The organism is Caballeronia udeis (assembly GCF_001544555.2).
GTDB lineage: Bacteria > Pseudomonadota > Gammaproteobacteria > Burkholderiales > Burkholderiaceae > Caballeronia > Caballeronia udeis.
The window spans coordinates 54,859-73,531 of record NZ_FCOK02000047.1; the positions used below are offsets into that span (position 1 = coordinate 54,859).

Annotated in this window: 18 protein-coding genes; 6 read left to right on the forward strand and 12 right to left on the reverse strand. The window is 60.9% G+C overall.

The window, feature by feature from the left end:
- Positions 1 to 2: 2 nt before the first annotated feature.
- The 3 genes from coxB to AWB69_RS28080 all read right to left on the reverse strand — a co-directional run bounded on the left by coxB (position 3) and on the right by AWB69_RS28080 (position 3,557).
- A complete protein-coding gene (gene coxB, locus AWB69_RS28070) occupies positions 3 to 1,655 on the reverse strand; it encodes a cytochrome c oxidase subunit II (RefSeq protein ID WP_062090099.1) in 1,653 nt (550 codons plus the stop codon).
- Between the two features lie 190 nt (positions 1,656 to 1,845).
- Positions 1,846 to 2,322, reverse strand: coding sequence for a DUF2244 domain-containing protein (locus AWB69_RS28075; RefSeq protein ID WP_062090100.1), 477 nt, complete (start codon positions 2,320 to 2,322; stop codon positions 1,846 to 1,848).
- A 263-nt stretch (positions 2,323 to 2,585) separates the two neighbouring features.
- Positions 2,586 to 3,557: a methyltransferase domain-containing protein gene (locus AWB69_RS28080; RefSeq protein ID WP_062090101.1), complete on the reverse strand. Its 972-nt coding sequence runs from the start codon at positions 3,555 to 3,557 to the stop codon at positions 2,586 to 2,588.
- 156 nt (positions 3,558 to 3,713) lie between these two features.
- Between AWB69_RS28080 and AWB69_RS28085 the strand changes: the two genes are divergently transcribed.
- On the forward strand, positions 3,714 to 4,502 hold the full coding sequence (locus AWB69_RS28085; RefSeq protein ID WP_082913627.1) for a ComF family protein: 789 nt from the start codon (positions 3,714 to 3,716) through the stop codon (positions 4,500 to 4,502).
- A 19-nt stretch (positions 4,503 to 4,521) separates the two neighbouring features.
- Positions 4,522 to 4,992 (forward strand): tRNA (uridine(34)/cytosine(34)/5-carboxymethylaminomethyluridine(34)-2'-O)-methyltransferase TrmL, encoded by a 471-nt coding sequence (gene trmL, locus AWB69_RS28090; protein ID WP_062090102.1) that lies wholly within the window; start codon positions 4,522 to 4,524, stop codon positions 4,990 to 4,992.
- A 31-nt stretch (positions 4,993 to 5,023) separates the two neighbouring features.
- Here trmL and AWB69_RS28095 read toward each other — a convergent pair whose 3' ends face one another.
- From AWB69_RS28095 to AWB69_RS28110, 4 genes are all read right to left on the reverse strand, one after another.
- Positions 5,024 to 6,022: an NAD(P)H-dependent glycerol-3-phosphate dehydrogenase gene (locus AWB69_RS28095; RefSeq protein ID WP_062090103.1), complete on the reverse strand. Its 999-nt coding sequence runs from the start codon at positions 6,020 to 6,022 to the stop codon at positions 5,024 to 5,026.
- Between the two features lie 24 nt (positions 6,023 to 6,046).
- Positions 6,047 to 6,520 (reverse strand): protein-export chaperone SecB, encoded by a 474-nt coding sequence (gene secB / locus AWB69_RS28100; protein ID WP_047895563.1) that lies wholly within the window; start codon positions 6,518 to 6,520, stop codon positions 6,047 to 6,049.
- 95 nt (positions 6,521 to 6,615) lie between these two features.
- Complete coding sequence (gene grxC, locus AWB69_RS28105) at positions 6,616 to 6,876, reverse strand: glutaredoxin 3 (protein WP_062090104.1); 261 nt, start codon at positions 6,874 to 6,876, stop codon at positions 6,616 to 6,618.
- The gene (locus tag AWB69_RS28110) at positions 6,873 to 7,298 is read right to left on the reverse strand and encodes a rhodanese-like domain-containing protein (protein ID WP_062090105.1); all 426 of its coding nucleotides are present in this window, start codon (positions 7,296 to 7,298) and stop codon (positions 6,873 to 6,875) included. Before AWB69_RS28110 ends, grxC begins: the two co-directional genes overlap by 4 nt.
- A 200-nt stretch (positions 7,299 to 7,498) precedes the next feature.
- On the opposite strand from AWB69_RS28110, the gene gpmA reads away from it, so the two are divergent.
- The 4 genes from gpmA (at position 7,499) to AWB69_RS28130 (ending at position 12,822) form a co-directional block, all read left to right on the forward strand.
- Positions 7,499 to 8,245, forward strand: a complete 747-nt coding sequence (gene gpmA, locus AWB69_RS28115; protein ID WP_062090106.1) for a 2,3-diphosphoglycerate-dependent phosphoglycerate mutase — start codon at positions 7,499 to 7,501, stop codon at positions 8,243 to 8,245.
- 548 nt (positions 8,246 to 8,793) lie between these two features.
- Positions 8,794 to 10,401, forward strand: a complete 1,608-nt coding sequence (locus tag AWB69_RS28120) for a S41 family peptidase (RefSeq protein WP_062090107.1) — start codon at positions 8,794 to 8,796, stop codon at positions 10,399 to 10,401.
- A gap of 284 nt (positions 10,402 to 10,685) precedes the next feature.
- On the forward strand, positions 10,686 to 11,444 hold the full coding sequence (locus AWB69_RS28125; RefSeq protein ID WP_062090108.1) for a HesA/MoeB/ThiF family protein: 759 nt from the start codon (positions 10,686 to 10,688) through the stop codon (positions 11,442 to 11,444).
- Positions 11,445 to 11,598: 154 nt separating this feature from the next.
- Entirely contained in the window at positions 11,599 to 12,822 is a 1,224-nt protein-coding gene (locus AWB69_RS28130; protein WP_062090109.1) for an autotransporter strand-loop-strand O-heptosyltransferase, read from the forward strand.
- Here the strand turns inward: AWB69_RS28130 and ptsP are convergent.
- The 5 genes from ptsP to gshA all read right to left on the reverse strand — a co-directional run bounded on the left by ptsP (position 12,810) and on the right by gshA (position 18,447).
- Positions 12,810 to 14,570, reverse strand: coding sequence for a phosphoenolpyruvate--protein phosphotransferase (ptsP, locus tag AWB69_RS28135; protein WP_197500342.1), 1,761 nt, complete (start codon positions 14,568 to 14,570; stop codon positions 12,810 to 12,812). The genes AWB69_RS28130 and ptsP overlap by 13 nt on opposite strands.
- Before the next feature lie 227 nt (positions 14,571 to 14,797).
- Entirely contained in the window at positions 14,798 to 15,067 is a 270-nt protein-coding gene (locus tag AWB69_RS28140) for an HPr family phosphocarrier protein (protein WP_062090111.1), read from the reverse strand.
- Between the two features lie 123 nt (positions 15,068 to 15,190).
- Positions 15,191 to 15,694 (reverse strand): PTS sugar transporter subunit IIA, encoded by a 504-nt coding sequence (locus tag AWB69_RS28145; protein WP_062090122.1) that lies wholly within the window; start codon positions 15,692 to 15,694, stop codon positions 15,191 to 15,193.
- A 356-nt stretch (positions 15,695 to 16,050) separates the two neighbouring features.
- Complete coding sequence (gene gshB, locus AWB69_RS28150; protein ID WP_062090112.1) at positions 16,051 to 17,007, reverse strand: glutathione synthase; 957 nt, start codon at positions 17,005 to 17,007, stop codon at positions 16,051 to 16,053.
- Positions 17,008 to 17,157: 150 nt separating this feature from the next.
- Positions 17,158 to 18,447 carry a glutamate--cysteine ligase gene (gene gshA, locus AWB69_RS28155; protein ID WP_062090113.1) on the reverse strand — a complete coding sequence of 430 codons (1,290 nt, stop codon included), beginning with the start codon at positions 18,445 to 18,447 and terminating at the stop codon, positions 17,158 to 17,160.
- Between the last annotated feature and the right edge of the window lie 226 nt (positions 18,448 to 18,673).

Here is an 18,673-nt window from a genome sequence, read left to right on the forward strand (position 1 = left end):
CGTCAGGCAGCCGGACTGATCTCTACACGCCGTGCTTCTCTCGCGTCAGCACCGCCCGTGATCGTTTCCGGCTTCTTCAAAATGATGCGGTCTTCAGCTACGCCCGCGGCCTTAAGCGCGTCGCGAACGGCCTGTGCACGCGTCTTCGCGAGTTCAGCGTTCTTCGCGGCGGAGCCGGTTGCATCGGTGAAACCCGACAGCGTCAGCTTTGCGTCCGGATGCGCCTTCGCGTAATCGGCTGCAGCCTGGATCGCGGTGGTTGCGTCGGCAGGCAATGCATCCTTGCCCGTCTCGAAATACACGCTCGCCGGCAACGAAGCCGCCGGAGCCGCTGCGTCCGATGCCGGTGCCGGTGCCGTAGAGGCCGCCGGAGCCGCACTTGCCGCTTCCGAACCAGCCGCCGCACCGCTCGCCGCCGCTTCTGAACCACCGGCCGCAGCGCCTGCGCCCGCCAGATGATCGCCACCTGCCGGCATCTTGCCGTTACGTGCGTCAGCCACTTGCAGGGGTTGCAGGATGTCGCCGGTGTGGTTGCCCCAGGTATTGCGTTCGTACGTGATCACCGAAGCAATCTCGACGTCATTGAGCGTCGCGCCCCAGTTCGGCATTGCGCCCTTGCCCTTCAACACAATGCTCACGTGATCCGCGATCGGGCCATTGGCGATCTTGCTGCCATCAAGCGCGGGGAACTGGCCCCCGCCCTTGCCGGTCGGCTGGTGGCAAACCGCGCAATTGGACGTATAGACCTGCGCGCCGCGCGCCTTCAGTTCGTCCATTGTGTAGGTCTTGTTCGGATCGTCCGCGCTGGCGGCCATTTTCTTCTTCTGGGCGTCGACCCACGCCGAGTAGTCGTCAGCCGACAACACTTCGACCACGACCGGCATGTACGCGTGTTCCTTGCCGCACAACTCGGTGCAGAAGCCACGGAACGTGCCGGTCTTCTCGGCCTTGAACCACGTGTCGCGCACGAAGCCGGGAATCGCGTCCTGCTTCACGCCGAACGCCGGGACGTACCACGAGTGGACGACGTCATTGGCGGTGGTGATGATGCGGATTTTCTTGTCGACCGGAACCACGAGCGGGTTGTCGACTTCCTGCAGATACAGGTCGGAAATGGGCGCCTGGCCGTTCACTTCGCTGCGCGGGGTGGACAGCGTGGACAGGAAGTTGATGCCTTCGCCTGGCCCCTTCACGTAGTCGTAACCCCACTTCCACTGATAACCGGTGACCTTCACGGTCAGGTCGGCGTTGGTCGTGTCTTTCATCGCGACGACGGCCTTCGTGGCCGGCAACGCCATCAGCACGACGATCACGAACGGGACGATTGTCCAGATGATTTCGACCGTGGTGCTTTCGTGGAAATTCGAAGCCTTGTGTCCTTTCGACTTCCGGTGCATCAGGACCGAATAGAACATCACGCCGAACACGCCGAGGAAAATCACCGTGCAGATGATCAGCATGAACGTATGGAGGCTGTAGAGCTCTTCGGCGATCTTCGTCACCGGCGTCTGGAAGTTCAGTTCATTGACTGCAGGACCGCCAGGACTGTCGTTGACCGCCAGGGCTGCGCCGGCGAACAGGAGTCCGCTTAACGCCAGCACGCCCGAGAGGGCTCGCTTGATTGTTTTCATAGCTTCCTTACCCAAAATTTCCATTCAGACCCTCGACCCCCGTATGCACCCGTCCGACTCATGCATCGCCTCCCCTGGAAACGACCTACTCGGCGGCGCGTGTCGATGCGTGTGCCGCTTACTGCTTACTTCCCGATTCCGATACCGTGCCCATTATGCGCAGCGCTGCCATCCGGACATCCTGAACGCACCCAGCCGGCGCATTTTCAGTACGTCAGCCGCAGCGCGTCAGCCACATCCGCAACTCAACGGCAAACTGCTTGCGACGATACTGCGCCAGATGTATCCCGACCGGCACCGACTCCCCGCGCGACACCAGCGTCACCGGATCTCTCGGCGTTGCACCCGGTTCGACTCTCACCCAGCGCGGATTGAACTCCATCTGCGTGAGCGTTTCGGCATCCATCCGCTCGATCAGCAGGCGGTTGTGAAACAGCCGGATCCGCTCGTAGTCGACAGCATGCCGCGCATAAATGACGAACGCGATACCGACGGCCAGCAACTCGATACCTGTAAAAGGCAGCACCAGCCAAGCGCCCGCCCACACCAGCAAACCCGCTATCAGCAACGAAAACAGCGCAAGCGACACATAGAAAGCCACGAATTGCCGCGGCGAGACAGAACAGTTCCGCTTGATCAACCAGTCCTTTACGACCGGTTCGGTGTCCATCGGCAGATCCGTTGCTTGCATCGCCGTCTCCCGCGTCAGATTTGTCTCACCCGCGCCGCGTGTTGCCTACCTGCGTGCTCACCGCCAATCACTCGGAAAGCACCGAAAATCGTGCCAGCCCGGCGACAAACTGACGCATTATAGGCGCGTTACCCAGCATCCACAAGCAAGGTGGTGCACACCGCAAAGCCAAGCCGCACAAGCCTCTGCGCCCTTTTGCCGCATCCTTTTGGATGCTTGTCAACGCGTGCATTCGAGGGGTGGGAAAGGCCTTTTTGACGGGTTTACTTGCTCCGTTTCGAGCCTCGCCCTATGTCTTCGAGCCTCACAATACCGTGCCCTTCCGCCGTCATTCGCGGCACCGCCTTCCAGGCGTGTCCGTAGATCACTTCAAAGGTCAGCGGGATCGTGCCGTCTTCACGGCGACGGGCTTCGAGTGCCGCGTGAAGCCCGTTGCGTAACGCGCGAGCATGCGTTTGCGGCGCGGCGTCACGCGGATAAGCACCCCAGCGGCGCACGTCCCTCAACAGCGATTCCGGCGACTTGTATGTGATCGTCAGCACCTCCTGGTCCATCACCGGAATCTCGAAACCGCTCTCGACCAGCATGTCGCCGAGATCGTGCATATCGACGAATTCGATGGTGTGCCGCTGCGGTGCCAGACCCAGCGACTTTTCCGCCTGCGCGTACGCGCCGCTGAGCTCTTTCAGCGTGTCGGGACCAAGCGTGCTGAACATCAGCAGGCCGTTCACCTTGAGCACGCGCGCCCACTCCGGAAACACGAGGTCGGGCCGTGCGTGCCAGTGCAGCGCGAGATTCGACCAGAGCATCTCGAACGCGCTTGCAGCAAACGGCAGTGCCGCGAAATCGCCCTGCGCCAGTTGCGGGCCGCGTGCGCCAAACGCCTTGCCCAGCGTGGCGGGAAGAAACCGTCGCCAGCCGGCGTTGGCTTCGGATTCGGCGGTCTCGGCCTGGTTCGCCCGAGCCAGCATGGCCGCCGACAGATCCATGCCGAGCACCGATGCATCAACGAAACGCTCGCGCAGGCCCGGCAGGTCGGCACCCGTGCCGCAACCCGCGTCGAGCACGCGCACAGGCGTTACCTTGATGTAGTCGAGCCGCTCGCGCATACGCTGCGCGATCTCGCGCGGCAGGAACGCGACGTCATCGAACGTCGCGGCGCGACGGTCGAAAATTCGCTGCAGACGGCGCGAATCGTAGGCTGGACGGCCAGCGTTGGCAGGAGTTGGGGGCATGACAACCTACTTTCTAAGAGTGCGAAGTATACTCGGTCGATTCCTGAAACGTTCGGCTAAACCAGACGGCACAAGGTTTCCGCCGGTTTCCCCGTACAGCTACGCGGATCCTCACGGCGGATTTTTGCGCTGCCACGCATTCCCCGGATCGAACGTATGAAGCTGCGCTTTTGTGTTGTATCGCGTGGTGCAGGCGCGCTGCGCGCGGGTTCTGCCGTCGCACTGCGGCGGCTCGGCGAGATGCGCGACATCGCTTTGCCCAGTCAGTGCGCATTGTGTGGCAATTTGTCGCAGAAGGTGTTGTGTACCGGCTGTGATGAACAGTATTGGAACCAGACACGCACACGGTGCCCGGTTTGTGCATTGCCCCTGCCGGTTCCGGTTATGGCCTCGGCTGTATCCGCTGGCGTTAAAAACGGAGCGTATTTGCCTTGCAGGCGGTGCATTGCGGAGCCGCCGCATTTCGACGCGACCATCGCGCTGGCCGATTATCATGCGCCGCTCGACCTCAAGTTCCACGCCCGGCTGGCGACGGCCGACGAATTCGCGCGCCAGTTGCAAGCCGCATTCGAAACCACCGACGCGGCTGCACCGGATGTCATCGCGCCTGTGCCGCTGTCGCATCGGCGCCTGAGAAGCCGCGGCTACAACCAGGCGTGGTCGATCGGCAAACCGCTTGCGCGCCGGCTTGGCTCGCTGGCTGACGCAACCCTGATCGAGCGGACTCGCGATACGGCGCCGCAAGCGAAGCTCGATCTCGATACGCGGCGCCGCAATGTAGGCGGTGCGTTCCGGCTTCTGCGCAATGTATGCGGCCAGCATGTGGCAATTGTCGACGACGTCATGACCTCCGGCGCCACGCTCGACACGCTGGCCTTTATGCTAAAAAACGCCGGTGCGCGGCGCGTCACCAACTTCGTCGCGCTGCGCACGCCGCAAGACTAATTTTCAAGAGTTATCGCTTATGTTCAATGTCGTACTGGTCGAACCTGAAATTCCGCCGAATACCGGCAACGTGATCCGGCTGTGCGCCAATACGGGGGCCCGCCTGCATTTGATCGAACCGTTGGGTTTCCCTCTCGACGACGCCAAGATGCGCCGCGCCGGCCTCGACTATCACGAGTACGCGCAGATGCATGTGCACGCCAACTGGGAAGCGTTCCTGGAAGCGCAAGCGCCTGACGTGAGCCGCATGTTTGCCTTCACCACGCGCGGCTCAACGCCATTTTTCGGGCACACGTTCCAGGCGGGCGACTGGTTTGTCTTCGGTGCTGAAACCCGGGGCCTGCCGGACGCCGTGCTCGCGCAGTTCACAAACGAGCGGCGCGTGCGTCTGCCTATGCGGCCGGGGAACAGGAGTTTGAATTTGTCGAATACGGTGGCAATTGTGACGTTCGAAGCGTGGCGTCAGACCGGGTTCGAGGGCGGCGAATAGTCGTCGCGAGTCTTCTCCGCCGGAGAACCCCTTACTCCGCTTTTGCGTCGCGGCTCAATAACGCCTGAACCGCGTCACGCGGGGCGACATTTTCGAATAACACGCGGCACACGGCGTGCGTGATCGGCATCTCGATGCCATGCGCCTCGGCCAGCGCCAGCACGGCACGCGCACATCGCACGCCCTCCGCAACATGACCAAGCGCGGCGAGAATGTCGGTGAGCGAGCGGCCCGTTGCCAACTGCATGCCCACCGTGCGATTGCGCGACAAGTCGCCCGTCGCGGTGAGAATCAGGTCGCCGAGCCCGGTCAGGCCGGTGAAGGTTTCCGCGCGGCCGCCAAGCGCTACGCCAAGGCGCGACATCTCGGCCAGTCCGCGCGTAATCAACGCGGCCCGGGCGTTCAGGCCCAGGCCGAGTCCATCGGCAATCCCGGTTGCAATGGCCAGCACATTCTTCACGGCGCCGCCCACTTCCACGCCGATTACGTCGTCGCCGGTATAAATGCGCATGGCGCCGTGATGAAACGCGGCAACCGTCCGCTCGCCAAGTGTCACCGAAGCGCTCGCGACGGTCAGCGCCACCGGCAAGCCTTGTCCGACTTCGCGCGCAAAGCTCGGTCCGGAAAGGGTGCCGTTACTTGCGTGCTGCGGCAATTCGGCCGCAACCACCTCGTTCGGCAGACATTGTGTGTCGGCTTCAAACCCTTTGCACAACCACACGATATGCGCTGGAACAATGCCAAGTTCGCGCATGTTGCGGCATAAGGCGCGCAAGCCCGCGACCGGCGCAGCCACCACGCACAGGGCGTTTTGCCCTGCGCCGTGGGACAGGGCCGATGCAAATTCGGGGTCGTACCGAAGCGCTGCGGGCAACGTTATGCCGGGCAGGTAGTGCTCGTTTTCATGCGAATGGGACAGTGACTCGATGAGCGCGCGATCGCGCGCCCAGAGCACCGTAGAGTGACGAGTGGCCAGATGGCCAGCCAGTGCGGTGCCCCACGCACCGGCGCCGAGAACGGCTACTTGCATGCCCGGCTCCGGAAAATGCGGGATTTAGTTCAGCGTCGCGCCGTTGGCCACGCCTTCCTGAGCTGCCGACAACTGCGAAATACGTTGTTCGTACAGCGCCTGGAAGTTGATCTCGGCGAGGTGAATCGGGGGGAAACCGGCGCGCGTGATGGCGTCGGCAATATTCGAGCGCAGGTACGGGAACAGGATGGTCGGGCACGCAATGCCAACCAGCGGATCGATTTGATCAGCTGGAATGTTGCGAATGTCGAAAATACCGGCTTGCTTGGCTTCGATCAGGAACGCGACCTTGTCCGAGACCTTCGCGGTCACGGTGCCGGTTACCAGCACTTCGAACACGCTTTCCGCCAGGCGCTCGGCCTTCACGTCCACTTCCACCTCAACCGACGGCATTTCCTGCTCGAGGAAGATGCCCGGCGAATTGGGCTGCTCGAGCGACATGTCCTTCAGGTAAATGCGCTGGATGTTGAAGAACGGCTGGTTGTTGTCGTCAGACATGGTTGATTCCCTTGATTATTTAATGTGCCGCTCGCGGCTTTTCCGGTTTTTTCCGGCTGAAAACCGCGGGCAGCTCAATTGTGCAGCGAACGCAGTCAGGCGGCCGCGAGCAGCGGCGCGAGGCCGCCCTTGCGATCGAGCGCGGACAGGTCGTCGTAACCGCCAACATGCGTCTCGCCAATAAACACCTGAGGTACCGTACGGCGCCCCGTACGCGTCATCATTTCTTCACGCCGCGCCGGATCACGGTCGATCAGCACCTTCTCGACATTCTCGACGCCGCGCGACTTTAGTAGACGTTCGGCCATCTGGCAATACGGGCACACCTGCGTGCTGTACATGATCACTTTGTTCACTTTACCGCTCCTTGTTTCACGACCGGCATGCCGGCTTTCTGCCAGGCATCCAGCCCGCCCTGCAATACGTGGACTTCGGCGTAACCGGCATCGCTCACGATCTGGCTCGCCTTCTGGGACTGTTGGCCGGTCTGACACACGAGCAAGACCGGATTGCTCTTATTCTTCGCGATTTGGCCAATTTTTGCTTGAAGCTCCGAAATCTCGAAGTTTCGCGCCGCCGGCAGATGCCCTTTCGAATACTCGGCGGCCGGCCGCACGTCGATCACGGCGGCGTTGCGCCGGTTGATCAGTTGAATGGCCTCCGGAGCGGAAACACTTCCGCGGCCGCGCCGGGCAATGGACGGCCAAAGCAGCAACCCACCAGAAATGAGGGCGACGGCGATAAGAACAAGGTTGGTGTAATCGGTGAAAAACTTCACGTCGGGACCGCCGGATTGGGAGTGTGGAAAAATGAAAGGTCGAAAAAAATCGGGACAATCCAGCCATTATAAAATAACCGTCCTCCGCGATGGCCTCGGCCGATCGGCTGAGTTGCGCCAGAACGCGTTGCCGCACAGAATCGATGCCAGTTTCCTGCTTTTTTGCCGCTTCCTAACTAACCGACCTCTTAACGGACATCATGTACAAGCTAGTGCTTATCCGCCACGGCGAATCCACGTGGAACAAGGAAAACCGATTCACAGGCTGGGTCGACGTCGACCTGACAGAACAAGGCAACCGTGAGGCGCAGCAGGCCGGTTTGCTGCTGAAGGAAGCCGGCTTCAGCTTTGACCTGGCCTACACCTCGGTGCTCAAGCGCGCGATCCGCACGCTCTGGCACGTGCAGGACCAGATGGACGAGATGTATTTGCCCGTTGTCCATTCGTGGCGGCTGAACGAGCGGCACTATGGTGCGCTCTCCGGCCTGAACAAGGCTGAGACCGCCAAGAAGTACGGCGACGAGCAAGTGCTGATCTGGCGCAGAAGCTACGACACACCGCCGCCCGCGCTCGATCCGTCCGACGAACGCACGTCATTCAACGATCCTCGTTATGCAAAAGTACCGCGCGAGCAGTTGCCGCTGACCGAATGCCTCAAGGACACGGTCGCCCGCGTGATGCCGATCTGGAACGAGTCCATCGCGCCGGCCATCAAGTCGGGCAAGCGTGTGCTGATCGCGGCGCACGGCAATTCCATGCGCGCGCTGATCAAGTATCTGGACGGCATTTCAGACGACGACATCGTTGGCCTGAACGTCCCGAACGGCGTGCCGCTGGTGTATGAGCTCGACGAAAACCTGAAGCCGATCAAGCACTATTATCTCGGTGACCCGGAAGCAATCGCCAAGGCGCAAGCAGCGGTGGCGAAACAAGGGAAGGCGGGTTAAGAGCTCCTGTTTGCGGATTGACCGGCCGCCCAAGCGGGTGCCCTGATCCGGCACCCGTGACTGTCGGCCATAAGCGGCGCCCGGTGTTTTTCATCGCTTTGCGCGTCCTTCGCGACGCTCGCAGGATGTGTCGCAGAGAGATATTGGCGAGCGAGCGCTGCCGGCCCACTCGTATGCCAAATTCACGTTTACCCGCTTCGCAGCACGGCCGTCATTCGGCTGTGCGACTCTTCGCGCTGTCAGCCGGTACAGACCCGGCTCTTCGGGAATGCCCCTCAAGGCGAGCGCCCCAGTTGCTCACCGGCGTCAATTCTCCAAATGCGCGAAAATAAAGCGCCTGATTTCGCGCTTTACGAATCATCTTCAAACCAGGCCTGACATTTGCAAGCGGATAATGGTTTGGAAACCGCCGCACACAAAAAGAACCCGCCCATTCATTTCCCGGCGAAGCCCTTTAAGTTGCGTTTAAGTCGTGGTCCGGGCCTTGCAGTTATACTGCCCAGTCAACCACGACGCAGCCTAATCCGCTTCCGACCGCAACAGACTCTATGCGAAAGAACCTGAAAAACATCGGCCTGATCGCCGCGGGCCTTGCTACCGGCGTATTTGCAACGCTGCAACTCTCCGCATCCGCCCAGCAAGCCGCCACCGCGCCTCTCCCGCTCGATCAATTGCGGTTGTTTGCCGAAGTATTCGGGCAAATCAAGCATGAATACGTCGAGCCGGTCGACGATAAAAAGCTTCTCACCGCGGCTATCAAGGGCATGGTGTCAAGCCTCGATCCGCACTCGTCATATCTGGACAAGACCGATTACGAAGAGCTCCAGGAGCAGACCAAGGGTCGCTTCGCGGGCCTCGGTATCGAGATTTCGTCGGAAGATGGCCTGATCAAGGTGATTTCGCCTATCGAAGACACGCCTGCGTTCCACGCCGGCATTCGCCCGGGCGACCTGATCACACGCATCAACGACAAGCCGGTACGCGGCATGACGCTGGATAACGCGGTCAAGCAAATGCGCGGCGATCCGGGCACCAAGGTCACGCTGACCATCTTCCGCAAGACCGACGACCGGACCTTCCCGATCACGGTAACGCGCGCGATCATCCGTGTGCAGAGCGTGAAGATGAAGATTCCGGCAGCGGGTTACGGCTACATCCGGATCACGAGCTTCCAGGAGCGCACCGTGCCGGATCTCGCCGCGAAGTTGCAGGATCTCGCGCGCCAGCAGCCCGACCTGAAGGGCCTCGTGCTCGACTTGCGTAACAACGGCGGTGGTCTGCTGCAGAGCGCGGTCGGCGTAGCCGGCGCGTTCCTGCCGGATAACGCCGTGGTGGTGTCGACGAATGGACAAATCGCGGACGCAAAGCAAACCTTCCGCGATACGTACGACAACTATCGCCTGCCCTCGTTCGACTCCGATCCGCTGAAGAACCTGCCGGATATCTTCAAGAAGGTGCCCATGGTCGTGTTGACCAATGCGTACTCCGCGTCGGCGTCCGAGATTGTCGCGGGCGCGCTGCAGGATCATCATCGCGCGTTGATTGTCGGCAAGACCACGTTCGGCAAGGGCTCGGTGCAGACGGTGCGGCCAATGACCGCGGACACCGCCCTGCGCCTGACCACCGCGTATTACTACACGCCGAGCGGCAAGTCGATCCAGAACAAGGGCATCCGCCCGGACGTTCCGGTCGATCAATACGCCGACGGGGACCCGGACGACGCGCTCGTCACGCGCGAAGTGGATTATTCGAACCACCTCGCCAACACGCAGGACCCGAACGAGAAGAAGGAACAGGAAGCGCGCGAAGCGGACCGGCTCGAGCAACTGCGGATTCTTGAAGAGCAGAACGACAAGAAGACGCCGGAGCAACGCCGTAAGGATCGCGAGCGCAAGCCGGTCGAATTCGGCACGCCCGATGACTTCATGCTCACGCAAGCGCTGAACAAGCTGGAAGGTAAGCCGGTGCAGGAATCGAAGTCTTATTCCGAAAGAAAGCTGGCTCAGGATAAACCGGCTCCGTCGGCGTCTGCGCCTATCGTTGTCAAGCCAGCGCTGCCGGCTACACCAGGGGCGGATGCAACGCCTGCCTCCGGTGTGCCGGGTGCGGACGCTACGCCCGCGTCTGCGCCAGTGCCCGCTTCGGCTACGCAGTAAGTTTTGTCCAGGTTTCAATCGGCGCGGGCTTGAGGTCCGCGTCGATTGATTCAGCAACAAGCAATAAGCGGCAAGCAGAGATTCCGCACCTCCGTCTTCCAGCACAACGCCGTGCTGCGTCAGTCATCCACCTTCGCTCCCCCAACGTTCACCACAGCATCCTCTGATTGCCCGGGACGGAGTAACAACTCCCGTCGACGCGCGCTTAAAATAGCGGTTCCACGACTGTCCAGCGCCTGTTTAGAGCTTCACGGCGTTCCGGTCGAAGCCTACTTGAGCGCTCGATGAACGACGATCAGCTTCTCCGCTATTCCCGCCACATCCTCGTCGATGAAATCGGCATTGAAGCGCAACAGCGCTTTCTCGATGCACACGCCATCGTCATTGGCGCGGGTGGGCTCGGGTCCCCTGCTGCCATGTATCTGGCTGCGGCGGGTGTTGGCGAGATCACGCTGGTCGATGCCGATTCCGTTGATCTCACCAATCTCCAGCGGCAGATACTGCACACAAGTGCATCGGTCGGTGAACCGAAGGTGGAGTCGGCCCGTGCTACGCTCACCGCGTTGAACCCAGGTGTGAAGCTGACCACAGCCGCCGTTCGTGCCGATGCAGTCTGGCTCGACGCTCACGTCCCGAACGCCACGGTCGTACTCGATTGCACCGATAACTTCGCCACTCGCCACGCGATCAACGCCGCGTGCTTCGCGCACGGCGTGCCGCTCGTATCGGGTGCCGCGCTGCGCTTCGACGGGCAAATCAGCACCTTCGACTTCCGCTCGGATGAATCACCTTGCTACGCATGCGTATTCCCGCCGGATGAAGCGTTCGAGGAAGTCGCGTGCTCGACCATGGGCGTCTTCTCGCCGACAGTCGGGATCATTGGAACGATGCAGGCGGCCGAGGCGCTGAGGGTGATTGGTGGCTTCGGTACTACGTTGACAGGACGCCTGATGATGCTCGATTCACTGCGCATGGAGTGGAACACCATGCGCATCACGCGGCAGGCAACCTGCCCGGTATGCGGGGCGCGCGCAGAGAAATAATCTGTTTAGGGGCGATGGCAGCCCCAAGCCCCATCCTATTCCCCCTCGGACATCTGTTCACGCCGCTGTCTCAAATCTAAGAGTTCTCCAATTTTCCTAAGCGCCGGGCCAGCCTATCTTGGCCACTACGCTTTCAACGCAATTGGAGAAACGAATGAGCGAGACCGAAACCCGGCACACGCAACGTGGCAGGACCGAAACCGAATTCGCCCAGCCCGGCATCCCGGTGCTGGCCGGACCCGAAGGCATCCTCTACGACTTCAACTACGGTTGCCGCGTGCAAGTGCCCGTGGACGGCTGGCACGTCCGGATGACCGACCTCGACACGTTCAATGTCGTTCTGGACGAAACCGTGGAAGCCAATGTGGTGATCACCAGCCGGCGCAAATATTTCGTGCGTTTCCTGCTGGAAGTATTCGACGGCCAGCGGCTCGTGTTCTCTCACGCCTTCGACGCCACGAACCGAAAAGTTCGGCTGCGCATGCAACCGCTCGCGCTGGGCGATTCGCTCGCGTGGCTGCCGGTCATCGATGCATTCCGCGAGCAGCATCAATGCGAGTTATATATGCCGCTGGCGGAACATTTGCAGCCGCTTTATCGCGACGGCTATCCGCATTTGCGCGTCGCGACAAATGCCGAACTCGATAGCCAAAACGACGCGTATTACGCGACGTATTACCTCGGCCTGCTAAAGCCATTCTCCGAACGCGATCACCAGCCCACCGATCCGCGCGTGAGCAACATGCAGGACATGATGGCGTATCTGCTGGGTGTGCCGTGCGAGGAACGCCGGCCGAACGTGGTCATTGCGGATAAAACGCGCACGATTGCCGAACGTTACGTATGCATCGCGACGCAATCCACGGCGCAATACAAGTACTGGAACAACCCGCGCGGCTGGCCGACACTGATCGAGCATCTGAAGACACTCGGCTACAGGGTGCTATGCATTGACCGCGACAAGCAATACGGCAACGCGGACCACATGAACTTGATGCCCGAAGGCGCCGAGGATTTCACCGGCAACCGGCCGCTCCAGGAACGCATGAGCCTGTTGCATCACGCGGATTTTTTTATCGGATTAGGAAGTGGGCTGTCGTGGCTCGCATGGGCCGCCGGCACGCCCGTGGTCATGATCAGCGGCTTCTCGCATCCGTCGACCGAGTTCCGCACGCCGTATCGTGTGATCAATTTCCACGGCTGCAATAGCTGTTTCAACGACACCACGGCCGAATTCAATTCAGAGAATTTCGGGTGGTGCCCCCGCCGCTTCGACAAGCCGCAGCCGTTTCAATGCACGGCGGTGATCACCCCTGAATTCGTGATGCGCGTGGTCGATAAACTCATCGCCGAGCGCGGCCTCGCTCAGACTTTCTGAAGCACCGCCAATGCGGCGAGCAACTCCGCCGGCTCATACGCGGCAAGCACGTCCGCGACCGGCTTTTGCAGCGCCTTCAAGTCCGCCCGCAAAATCTCCTGCTTGACCACCAGCAACTGGCTTGGGTGCATCGAGAATTCGGTGAGGCCCATGCCGAGCAGCAAGCGCGTGACGGATGGGTCCCCGGCCATTTCGCCGCACACGGAGACCGGAACGCCCGCGGCTTTTGCTTCCCGCAGCGTGAACGCGATCAGGTGCAACACCGCGGGATGCAGCGGGTCGTAAAGATGCGCGACGGCGTTGTCCGCGCGATCGATCGCCAGCGTGTACTGGATCAGGTCGTTGGTCCCGATCGACAGGAAATCCAGCCGCTTCAGGAACAGCCGCACGGCAATGGCCGCCGCCGGAATCTCGATCATCGCGCCGACCTGCACGTTGCGGTCGTAGTCGATCCCTGCGTCGTCAAGCTGGCGCTTCGCTTCGTGAATCAGGTCGAGCGTCTGGTCGATTTCCTGCGCGTGCGCGAGCATGGGAATCAGGATCTTCGCCCGGCCGAATGCCGATGCCCGCAAGATAGCCCGCAATTGCGTCATGAACATCTGCGGCTCGGACAGGCTCCAGCGGATTGCCCGCAAGCCGAGCGCCGGGTTCTGCGCGGTCTCGTAACCGTCGCCGCCGCTCATGGATTCAAGCGGCTTGTCCGCGCCTACATCGATCGTGCGAATAGTCACGGGCCGGCCGTGCATCAACTCGATCGCGCGCCGGTAGGCTGCAAACTGCTCTTCCTCTTCCGGCAACTCGTCCTTGTGATTCATGAACAGGAACTCGCTGCGGAACAGGCCGACGCCCATTGCGCCGGCGTCGAGCGCCGTCTTGGCGTCGTCTGGTAATTCGATGTTCGCGCACAAGTCGATCTTCGTGCCGTCCAACGTTTGCGTCGGCGAGAACTTGAGGCGCTGCAGCTTGCGCTGCTCCAGCACCTTTTCGCTCTGCCGGTACGAATACTCTTCCAGAACGATAGGCGCCGGATCGACGATCACAATGCCGTGATCCCCGTCCACGATGATCAGATCGTTCTGCCGGATCAACGTACTCGCCTGCTGCACGCCAACCGACGCGGGAATACCGAGGCTGCGCGCCACGATCGCCGTGTGCGACGTACGGCCGCCGAGATCCGTCACGAAACCCTTGAACGCCTGGGTCTTGAACTGCAGCATGTCGGCGGGTGCGATGTCGTGGGCGACCACGATCATGTCGTTGTGGCCGTTGGTCGCCGCGCCATCCACGACGAGCGTAGCCGCCGACGGTGCGCCGGCCAGCGCCTTCAGCACACGCTCCACCACTTGTTGAATATCCGCCTTGCGCTCGCGCAGATATTCGTCTTCGATATCGTCGAAATGGCGGCTCAGGATTTCAAGCTGCTCGGTCAGCGCCCATTCCACGTTATAGCGGCGCGTACGGACGAGATCGATGGTTTCGTGAACGAGCATGGCGTCGTTCAGGATCATGGAGTGGACGTTGATGAACGCGCCCATTTCGCTGGGCGCATCCGCGGCGAGGTCATCGCGCAAAGCGTCCAGCTCGGCGTGCACCTGAGCTTGCGCTGCGTGAAAGCGTTCAATTTCACTGTCGATGCGATCCGGTTCTACCAGATAGTGATCGACATCGAGTGCGGCCGCCGCGATCAGATACGCGCGGCCGATGGCGATACCGCGCGAAACGGGAATTCCATGCAGCGTGAACGACACGCGCACCTCTCTCTAGTTATGGATGACTCACGGTTTTGTCGACCACCGGCTGGCGATTCGATCCGCGCACCATTATAAATTCGAACGTGTTTCAGCACTCTTTGCGGCGCAGCAAGTTTGTGTCACAAAACGACGCAGTTTGTTGCACGCCATGTCAGCGTCATGTCGACAGATACAAAAAAGCCGCGTCAATGCGCGGCTTTATGCGTGCTGCAGGCAGGACGACGTTATTGTCCTTCGCCAAATTTATCTGCGATGAGCGCGAGAATGGCCTTCATTGCTTCGGCTTCGTCGGAGCCTTCGGTTTCGATTGTCACCGTGCTGCCAATTCCCGCCGCGAGCATCATCACGCCCATGATGCTTTTCGCATTGATCCGGCGGCCGTTGCGGCTCATCCAGATCTCGCATTGAAAATTTCCCGCCAGTTGTGTGAGCTTGGCCGACGCACGCGCGTGCAGCCCCAGCTTGTTCACGATAGTTGTTTCCTGTTGCAGCATGATGCTCCGGGCGCTAAATGAGAAGGCTGACGCAATGCAGCGTGGTCAATGCTTTGTAACGGATTTTCCAACATGCCGCCAGTCTGCCGCCAGCGGGGCAACTCAACTCAGCCCAGACGCGGCTCAGTGACTTGCCACCTTCGCGGGCATGCAACTGGTCGCAGCGGCGCTGGCGGCGCAACTGGTAACGGCAGCCGCCGCGGCCGCGGCGGCGCTGGCCATTGCGCAAGGGTTGGCGGGCGTCGACGCATCGAGTTCCTGAATGCCCTTCGATCCGCCTTGCAGCGACTTTTCAGCCAGTGTGTCGAGCGGCGTGGTCCGGTAGCAGACCGCGCGCACGAGCATTGGCAGATTAACGCCGGCAAGCACGCGAACGCTGTTGCTTGCCAGGCTTTGCGCAATGTTCGCAGGCGTAGCGCCGAACACGTCCGTGAGGACGATCGCACCGTTTTCTTCCTTCAGACGGTCGATCTCGGAACGCGCAAACGCACGGACTTCGACGGGGTCGCAATCCGGCTTCACATCGATCACACCAATGCGTGCGGGCAAACCGCCGTAAATGTGGGTAATGCACTCGCGTAACGCCGAAGCGAACGGAGCGTGCGCAATGATTAGAATGCCAGCCATGTCAGAGTGTGCTGCCCCAAAAGCGACGAGATGCGTCGGAAATTGTGGGAACTTGCTGTTATATATGCCAATTGCGATGCCTGATATTGCAAAACGCACCGCAAAACGCGACTGCAACATCGATCCGGGTGCAGAAACATCAACCAGCGCCAATACCTAAGCTTAGTCGGATTTCGCACGCTATGCGCAGCGTAATGTGCGCTGCAGCAAGTTTCCACTTTCAATTTCGGGGCCGGATCGCGCCACGAAACGAATCTCATGAGGGTGAGATTGTAACAGTCCGGGAGAATTCAACGGGCCGACTGTCGGCTTCGACAGCCGCCTCTAATTTCCCGCTTCCCCTTTCCTGCTCGATGCTAAGAAACCGCGCGTTCCAATGCATCAATGAACATGCCGGCTACATCGAAGCCCGTCTGGTCCATGATTTCACGGAAGCACGTCGGGCTCGTCACGTTCACTTCGGTCAGGTAGTCGCCAATAGCGTCCAGGCCGACCAGCAGCAAGCCGCGGTCGAAAAGCGTTTGTCCCAGCCTTTCTGCGATTCGGCGATCGTTATCGGTGAGCGGTTGTGCGCGGCCCAATCCGCCCGCCGCCAGGTTGCCGCGAACTTCGTTGCCCTGCGGAATCCGTGCAAGCGAATATGGCACCGGTTGCCCGCCGATCAGCAAGATGCGTTTGTCGCCATCGGAGATTTGCGGGATGAATTTCTGCGCCATGACGCTGCGCGCGCCGTTGTCGCTCAGCATCTCCACGATCGTGCCGAGGTTCATGCCGTCAGCCTTCACGCGAAACACGCCCATGCCGCCCATGCCGTCGAGCGGCTTCAGGATCACGTCGCCGTGTTCAGCGTGGAAAGACCGCAGACGCGCGGCGTCGCGGGTAACCAGCGTCGGCACGACGAACTGCGGCCATTCGCCGATCGCCAGCTTCTCCGAGTGATCGCGGATCGCGCTCGGCTTGTTGAAGACGCGTGCGCCCGTTCGCTCGGCCAGTTCCAGGAGCCACGTGGACGTGACATATTCCATGTCGAACGGCGGGTCTTTGCGCATCAGGACCGCACCGAAATGCTTGAGGTCGAGCAGCTCCGGTGCGGCGGCTTCGTACCACGGCGAGCGCGCGGAATCGGCTTCGTCACCGACTATGGTCACGCGCTGAACCGTCCCTTCGACCTTGCCGCCGACCCACGCCAGATGCTGCGGCTCGCAAGCGTAGACCGTGTGTCCGCGACGTGCGGCCTCGGCCATCATCGCGTAGGTCGTGTCTTTGTAGATCTTGAAGTGATCGAGCGGATCGGCGATAAAAAGGATGTCCATAAGCGTCCAGAGCGGCCATTCGGCCTTGGTTTATTCAAGAAGCGGCGGCGGATAGCGGCCTGCAACAGGCGATTTTTAACACGTCGCGCGCGTTCTCGCCTGAAGTGCAAACGGCCGCAATTTCGTGCGGCCGTCTTGATGAGGTGAAGCTTAGACCTGAATGGCTTCGGGATCGGTCTTTTCCAGTTCCACCGACGCCGCGAGCAACCCCAGCCGCGCCACCACGCCATACATATAGAAGCGGTTCGGCGGCGCGGCGCCCGGCTTCGCATGGATGTCGGGCAACGCCGTGTGCTCGAAGCCCAGCGGCACGAAATGCATGCCCGGCGCGTTGAGGTTCTGGTCGCGGTCACGGGAATCGTGCACACGATAAAACCCGCCGACCACATACCGGTCGATCATGTAGACCACTGGTTCGGCGACCGCATTTTCAACGCGCTCGAACGTATGCACGCCTTCCTGCACGATCACGTCGTGGACTTCGAGGCCATCTTTCGCGTCGTTCATCTTCACGCGTTCGCGTTTGGTCAGCGCAGCGACTTCCGACGCGTCGTGCACAGTCATGACACCTTTGCCGTACGTACCGGCATCGGCCTTGATCACGACGTACGGCTTCTCGCTGATCCCATACTCCCGATACTTCTTCGCAATCTTCTTCAATACGATGTCGATGGCATCCGCCAGCGCTTCCTCGCCGGTACGCGCCTCGTAATCCACGCCTTCCACGTGCGCGAAATACGGATTGATCATCCACGGATCGATCTCGACCAGCTTCGAGAACTTCTTCGCGACGTCGTCATAGCAGGCGAAGTGATTCGACTTGCGGCGCACGGCCCAGCCTGCATGCAGCGGCGGCAGCAGGTACTGCTCGTGGAGGTTCTCCAGCACGGGCGGAATGCCGCCGGACAGGTCATTGTTCAGCAGGATCGAGCAGGGATCGAAGTTTTTCAGGCCCAGCCGGCGCGGCGTGCGCTCGAGCGGTTCAAGGACGATCTTCTGTCCGTCGGCGAGCGCGATGGTGACCGGCCCGTGGATGTTTTCGTCAAGCGTGCCGAAGCGGATATTCAGTCCGGCCTGACGCATGATGGTGGCGAGCCGCGCGACGTTCTCGAGATAAAACGCATTGCGCGTATGGCGCTCGGGGATCACGAGCAGGTTCTTCGCGTCAGGGCAGATCTTTTCGATCGACGCCATCGCGGCCTGCACGGCGAGCGGCAGCACTTCCACCGGCAGGTTGTTGAAGCCGCCGGGAAACAGGTTGGTATCGACAGGAGCGAGCTTGAAACCGGCGTTGCGCAGGTCGACCGAGCAATAGAACGGCGGGGTATGTTCTTGCCACTCCAGCCGGAACCAGCGTTCGATGGACGGCGTCGCGTCGAGTATCTTCCGCTCGAGATCGAGCAAAGGGCCGTTTAGAGCCGTAACGAGGTGCGGAACCATTGATGACTCGCGGACTTAAGAGGAAAGATTGTAGAGCAAACGCCTCACGTATTTGGGTATGAACTCCCTTTTCCCAAGCCTATTCGCCCGGTTCGAGCCGCTGTTTGCACCAATCCCGCCAGCCAGAAACGGTTACCTCACACAAAAAGGGGGATCGGGATAGGGGCAGGCCTCGCGGCCCGACCCCTCCCACACCACCGTGCGTACGGGTCCGTACACGGCGGTT

Excerpts from the sequence above, each read along its gene's own strand:
- coxB (WP_062090099.1), bottom strand. The coding sequence starts at position 1,655 with ATGGAAATTTTGGGTAAGGAAGCTATGAAAACAATCAAGCGAGCCCTC.
- AWB69_RS28075 (WP_062090100.1), bottom strand. The coding sequence starts at position 2,322 with ATGCAAGCAACGGATCTGCCGATGGACACCGAACCGGTCGTAAAGGAC.
- AWB69_RS28080 (WP_062090101.1), bottom strand. The coding sequence starts at position 3,557 with ATGCCCCCAACTCCTGCCAACGCTGGCCGTCCAGCCTACGATTCGCGC.
- AWB69_RS28085 (WP_082913627.1), top strand. The coding sequence starts at position 3,714 with ATGAAGCTGCGCTTTTGTGTTGTATCGCGTGGTGCAGGCGCGCTGCGC.
- trmL (WP_062090102.1), top strand. The coding sequence starts at position 4,522 with ATGTTCAATGTCGTACTGGTCGAACCTGAAATTCCGCCGAATACCGGC.
- AWB69_RS28095 (WP_062090103.1), bottom strand. The coding sequence starts at position 6,022 with ATGCAAGTAGCCGTTCTCGGCGCCGGTGCGTGGGGCACCGCACTGGCT.
- secB (WP_047895563.1), bottom strand. The coding sequence starts at position 6,520 with ATGTCTGACGACAACAACCAGCCGTTCTTCAACATCCAGCGCATTTAC.
- gpmA (WP_062090106.1), top strand. The coding sequence starts at position 7,499 with ATGTACAAGCTAGTGCTTATCCGCCACGGCGAATCCACGTGGAACAAG.
- AWB69_RS28120 (WP_062090107.1), top strand. The coding sequence starts at position 8,794 with ATGCGAAAGAACCTGAAAAACATCGGCCTGATCGCCGCGGGCCTTGCT.
- AWB69_RS28125 (WP_062090108.1), top strand. The coding sequence starts at position 10,686 with ATGAACGACGATCAGCTTCTCCGCTATTCCCGCCACATCCTCGTCGAT.
- AWB69_RS28130 (WP_062090109.1), top strand. The coding sequence starts at position 11,599 with ATGAGCGAGACCGAAACCCGGCACACGCAACGTGGCAGGACCGAAACC.
- AWB69_RS28140 (WP_062090111.1), bottom strand. The coding sequence starts at position 15,067 with ATGCTGCAACAGGAAACAACTATCGTGAACAAGCTGGGGCTGCACGCG.
- AWB69_RS28145 (WP_062090122.1), bottom strand. The coding sequence starts at position 15,694 with ATGGCTGGCATTCTAATCATTGCGCACGCTCCGTTCGCTTCGGCGTTA.
- gshB (WP_062090112.1), bottom strand. The coding sequence starts at position 17,007 with ATGGACATCCTTTTTATCGCCGATCCGCTCGATCACTTCAAGATCTAC.
- gshA (WP_062090113.1), bottom strand. The coding sequence starts at position 18,447 with ATGGTTCCGCACCTCGTTACGGCTCTAAACGGCCCTTTGCTCGATCTC.